We start from the raw sequence: 4,695 nt of genomic DNA, 5'->3' as shown, positions 1-4,695 counted from the left end.
TCGGTCATGGTGGAGACGATGGAGCCGGGCTCTCCGGCGGACGCGGCGTCTTACGGGGCTCGTAAGACGCCGCGCAGCAGCAGGGCGCCGGCGGCCGTCGAGGTCCGCATCCGGGCGGAGCGGCGCCGGAGTTGGACGCCCGAAGACAAGCTGGGGATCGTGCGCGAGACGCCCGAGCCGGGCGCGGTGTCCAAGGCGGTGGCGGAGCGGCACGGCATCAGCACCGGGCTGCTGTTCACCTGGCGCAAGCAGATGCTGGCCACCGCGATGTCGGGTTTCGCGCCGGTCGAGATGGCGTCGGAGCCGCCGCGGCTGGAACCGCCTTCTCCGGCCGCGGTGCTGGCCGCGCCGGAAGCGCCGGGCATGCTCGAGATCGGCTTCCCTTCCGGCGCAACGGTGCGCGTCAGCGGCCGCGTCGATCCGGGCATGCTGCGCGTCGTGCTGGCCGGGCTCGGGGGGCGCTGATGTTCGGGCCGCCTCCGGGCACGCGGGTGTTCCTGGCCTGCGGCGCGACCGACATGAGGAAGGGCTTCGACGGGCTCGCGGCGCAGGTGCAAGCGGTGCTCGCGCAGGATCCGTACAGCGGCGCGGTGTTCTGCTTTCGCGGACGCCGCGGCGACCTGCTGAAGTTCCTGGTCTGGGACGGCCAGGGCCTGGTCCACCGCTGTTCTCAGAACCTCTGCAAAGGACACGGAGTTAGGGGGCTTGGTGGTCGCGGGCGCCGGGGCGCTGGCGGCCTTGGCGCGCTGGATGGCGAGGCGCCGCGATGGCGCGATGCTCGGGCGAAACCGTGCCCTGTTGGGCGGACCTGCCGGCGCCGCGCCGCCGGCGGTTGGCGGTCCTGATCGGCCGCCTGGCGCTCCGGCGGCGGCCGCTGGCGGTGCCGGCCGAGGCGCGCGAGGGAGGGGCGGCCGATGAGGCAGACGCCGAGTTCCCCGGTCGGAGGGCCGCTCCCGGGCAAGATCCTCCCCCGCCACCTTGACCGGCAGGCGGCCGTCTACGTCCGGCAGTCGACGCTGCAGCAGCTGGAGCACCACCGGGAGTCGACGAGCGTCCAGTACGGGCTCGTCGACCACGCTTGCCGCCTCGGCTGGCCTCGGCCGCGTGTGGCGGTCATCGACGACGACCTCGGCTGTTCGGGCGCCTCGGTCGAGGGGCGGCCCGGGTTTCAGCGCCTCGTCGCCGAGGTCGGCCTCGGCCATGTCGGCCTCGTGCTCGGTTTCGAGGTCTCGCGCCTCGCCCGCTCCTGCCGCGACTGGTACCAGCTGCTCGAGATCTGCGCGCTCGCCGGCACGCTGATCGCCGACAGCGACGGCGTCTACGACCCGGCGCTCTACAACGACCGGCTGCTGCTCGGGCTCAAGGGCACCATGAGCGAGGCGGAACTGCACATCATGCGCGCCCGCCTCGAAGGGGGCCGCTGGAACAAGGCGGGCCGCGGCGAGTTCGGGTTCAACATGCCGCGCGGCTACCTCAAGCGTGCATCGGGCGAGGTTTGCCTCGACCCCGACGAGCGCGTGCGCGACACGGTCCGCCTCGTGTTCGACGTGTTCGAGCGCCGCGGCAGCGTGCACGGGGTGATGCGCTACCTCGTCGACCACGGCGTCGCCCTGCCGGACCGCGCCAGGAGCGGGCCGGCCAGGGGAGAAGTCGTTTGGCGCCGGCCGCACCGCGGCGGCGTCGCCAACATCCTCACCAACCCGGCGTACGCCGGCGCCTATGCTTACGGCCGTCGCCGGCCCGAGGCCCCGGGCGCCGCGGCGGCCCGGCGCCACAAGGCGCGGCAGCCGAGCCGCGATCCGGACGATTGGCGGGTGCTGCTGCAGGGCCGCTGGCCGGCCTACATCAGTTGGCAAACCTTCGAGGAGAACCAACGGCGGCTGATGGCGAACCGGAGCAAGCACAAGGGGGTGCCCCGCGGTGGGCCGTCGCTGCTGGCCGGCCTGCTCCACTGCGGCCGCTGCGGCTGCCGCATGGTGACCTGCTACCGGAACAACGGCCGCGACCTGCGCTACAGCTGCACGCGCCACCAGATCAACTACGGCGCGCCGCACTGCCAGGCTTTGTCCGGCGCGGCGCTCGACGCCGTGGTGGGCGGCCTCGTGCTGGAGGCGCTGCGCCCCTCGGCGGTGGAGGTGAGCCTGGCGATGGCCGAGGACGTCGAGCTCGAGCGCGCGGCGCGGCACCGGCAGTGGACGCTCCGGCTCGAGCAGGCGCGCTACGAGGTCGAGCGCGCCGAGCGGCAATACAACGCGTCCGAGCCGGAGAACCGGCTGGTGGTGCGCACCCTCGAGCGGCGCTGGGAGGAGGCGCTGGCCGCGGCGGCCCGGCTGCGCGAGGAGCACACGCGCTTCCTCGCCCGCGAGCCGATCCGACTCTCGCCGGCCGACCGCGAGGCGATCCGGCGGCTGTCGGATGATGTGCCGGCGCTCTGGCGCGCGGAGGCCACCACGGGCGCGGAGCGGAAGGAGATCGCGCGCCTGCTGCTGGAGCGCGTCGGGGTGACCCTGCAAGGCGAGTCCGAGAGGGGCGACGTCACCTGCGTCTGGGTCGGCGGCCAGCGGACCAGGCATCCGCTCGTGCGCTCCGTCCGGCGCACGACGCAGTTGGCCGGGCACGCCGAACTGGTCGGGCGCATCCGCGCGCTGCACGGCGAGGGCAGGCGCCCACCCGCCATCACGCGCGCCCTGGTGGCGGAGGGCTGGCGCTCCGCGCACGGCCTGCCCTACCGGGAGAGCGGCGTCCGCTCGCTCATGGCCCGGATGGGCCTCATCCCGGCGCGGCTGGCGCGCCCGAGCGCCGTCGTCGTGCGCGACGAGGGCGAGTTCACGCCGACGGAGATCGCCGCCCGCCTGAACATGCCGGAGGTCACCGTCTACACCTGGATCCACAAGGGGCGCCTCGCCGCCCGTCGCGCCGAGGCAGCCGATCGCAGCCTCTGGCTGGTGCGACTGGACGACGTCGAGCGGTTGCTGCGCCAGCGCGGCCCGGGCGGCCGCCTGCCGCCGAGGCAGGCGCCATGACGGTCAGGGTCCGCGGTGAACCGCGCGACCGCGTTCCGAACCTGCTTTGGAGAGGCACCATGGCCAAGAGACGGTCCTCGTGGCGAAGCGGCTGGAGCGCGGCAAGTTCGTATGGCCGCAAGCGACGAGCGGCGTCGTCTCCCTGACGCCGGCCATGCTCTCCATGCTGCTGGAAGGGATCGACTGGAGGATGCCGGCCTGGACGGCACGGCCCGAGGCCGTCGGGTAACGCCATCTCCATTTGGGGCGGCGCGGCGCGATCGGCGACGATTCGCGCGTGGCTCCCATGCTCGATCCCGCCGTGCCGCCCGACGACGCCGCCGGCTTGCGCGCGCTGCTGGCGGAGCGCGACGCCGCCATCGCGGCGCGCGATGCCGCGCTGGCCGAGCGCGATGCGCTGCTGCTGGACGCGGGGCTCGAGATCGAGAAGCTCAAGGTCCAACTCGCGGCGCTGCGGCGCGACCGCTACGGCAAGTCCTCGGAGCGGCTCGCCGCCGAGATCGGCCAGCTCGAGATGCTGGTCGGCGACCTCGAGGAGGACCAGGCGGAGCGCGAGGCGGCGGCGGAAAAGGCGCGCCGGGCGAAGGGCAAGCCGGGCACGCCGCGGCGGCCGGCGCTGCGCCGTCCGTTGCCCGCGCATCTGCCCCGCGAAACCGTCGTGCACGAGCCCGTCCTCGCCTGCCGCTGCGGCTGCGCCGACCCGGCCCGCCTGAGCCGCCTCGGCGAGGACGTGACCGAGGTGTTGGAGAAGGTGCCGGCGCGGCTCAAGGTGATCCGCCACGTCCGGCCCCGCTATGCTTGCCGGGCCTGCGAGGCCGTCCTGCAGGCTCCCGCCCCCGACCTGCCCATCGAGCGCGGCCGGCCCGGTCCGGGGCCGCTCGCCCATGTGCTGGTCTCGAAGTACCTGGACGGCCTGCCGCTCTACCGCCTGTCCGGCATCCTCGGCCGCGAAGGCGTGGAGATCGAGCGCCAGACGCTGGCCGACTGGGTCGGCCACGGCGCCTGGTGGCTGGATCCCGTGGCGGAGGCGATCGGCGCCCATGCCACGGGCCAAGGCGTGGTCTGGACCGACGACACGCCGATCCGGGTGCTGGCGCCGGGGCGTGGCAGGACGCGCCAGGCGCGCTTTTGGGTCTACGCCTTCGATCCGAGGCCCTGGGGCGGAACGGGACCGCCGGCGGCGTTCTACCGCTACTCGCCGGACCGCAAGGGCGAGCGCCCGCGCGGCCACCTCGCCGGGTTCGCGGGCTGGCTGCACGCCGACGCCTACGCCGGCTACGACGCGCTCACCGCTCGGCGGGGCGACGAGCCGCAGCGCATCAACCGCGTCGCGTGTTGGGCCCACGCCCGCCGGCGGCTGTTCGAGGTGTTCGAGGCCACGAAGTCGCCGATCGCCGAGGAGGGCCTGCGGCGGATCGGCGAACTCTACGCCGTCGAGGCGGCCATCAACGGCCAGCCGCCCGAACGGCGCCGCGAGGCCCGCCGGACACGCAGCACGCCGCTGCTCGAGGCGCTGCACGGCTGGATGCAGGCGCAGCGGCGGCGCCTGTCCGGGAAGTCGTCGCTCGGCAAGGCGCTGCAGTACGCGCTAAGCCGCTGGGACGCGCTGGCGCGCTACGTCGAGGACGGCAGGCTGTCGATCGACAACAATTTGGCCGAGCGGCAGCTGCGG

At 74.3% G+C, this 4,695-nt stretch carries 5 protein-coding genes; all 5 read left to right on the top strand.

What is annotated here, in order from left to right; all coding sequences use genetic code 11:
• Positions 1 to 465: IS66-like element accessory protein TnpA (gene tnpA / locus ABD067_RS26245; RefSeq protein ID WP_343898396.1), on the top strand; the 465-nt coding region annotated here is incomplete at its 5' end.
• The gene (gene tnpB / locus ABD067_RS26240) at positions 465 to 845 is read left to right on the top strand and encodes an IS66 family insertion sequence element accessory protein TnpB (RefSeq protein ID WP_343898395.1); all 381 of its coding nucleotides are present in this window, start codon (positions 465 to 467) and stop codon (positions 843 to 845) included. The genes tnpA and tnpB (ABD067_RS26240), both read left to right, overlap by 1 nt.
• Positions 846 to 914: 69 nt before the next feature.
• Entirely contained in the window at positions 915 to 3,023 is a 2,109-nt protein-coding gene (locus ABD067_RS26235; protein ID WP_343898394.1) for a recombinase family protein, read from the top strand.
• 46 nt (positions 3,024 to 3,069) lie between these two features.
• Positions 3,070 to 3,252, top strand: coding sequence for an IS66 family insertion sequence element accessory protein TnpB (tnpB, locus tag ABD067_RS26230; RefSeq protein WP_343898393.1), 183 nt, complete (start codon positions 3,070 to 3,072; stop codon positions 3,250 to 3,252).
• A 57-nt stretch (positions 3,253 to 3,309) separates the two neighbouring features.
• Positions 3,310 to 4,695 (top strand): IS66 family transposase (gene tnpC / locus ABD067_RS26225; protein WP_343898392.1); only part of this gene is annotated, 1,386 nt, incomplete at its 3' end.

It is taken from the genome of Craurococcus roseus (assembly GCF_039523795.1).
GTDB classification, from domain to species: Bacteria; Pseudomonadota; Alphaproteobacteria; order Acetobacterales; family Acetobacteraceae; genus Craurococcus; species Craurococcus roseus.
Note: the sequence above shows the minus strand (reverse complement) of the source record. Positions and strands in the feature narration are given on the sequence as shown.

Coding starts and splice junctions, on each gene's coding strand:
- tnpB (WP_343898395.1), top strand. CDS start 465: ATGTTCGGGCCGCCTCCGGGCACGCGGGTGTTCCTGGCCTGCGGCGCG.
- ABD067_RS26235 (WP_343898394.1), top strand. CDS start 915: ATGAGGCAGACGCCGAGTTCCCCGGTCGGAGGGCCGCTCCCGGGCAAG.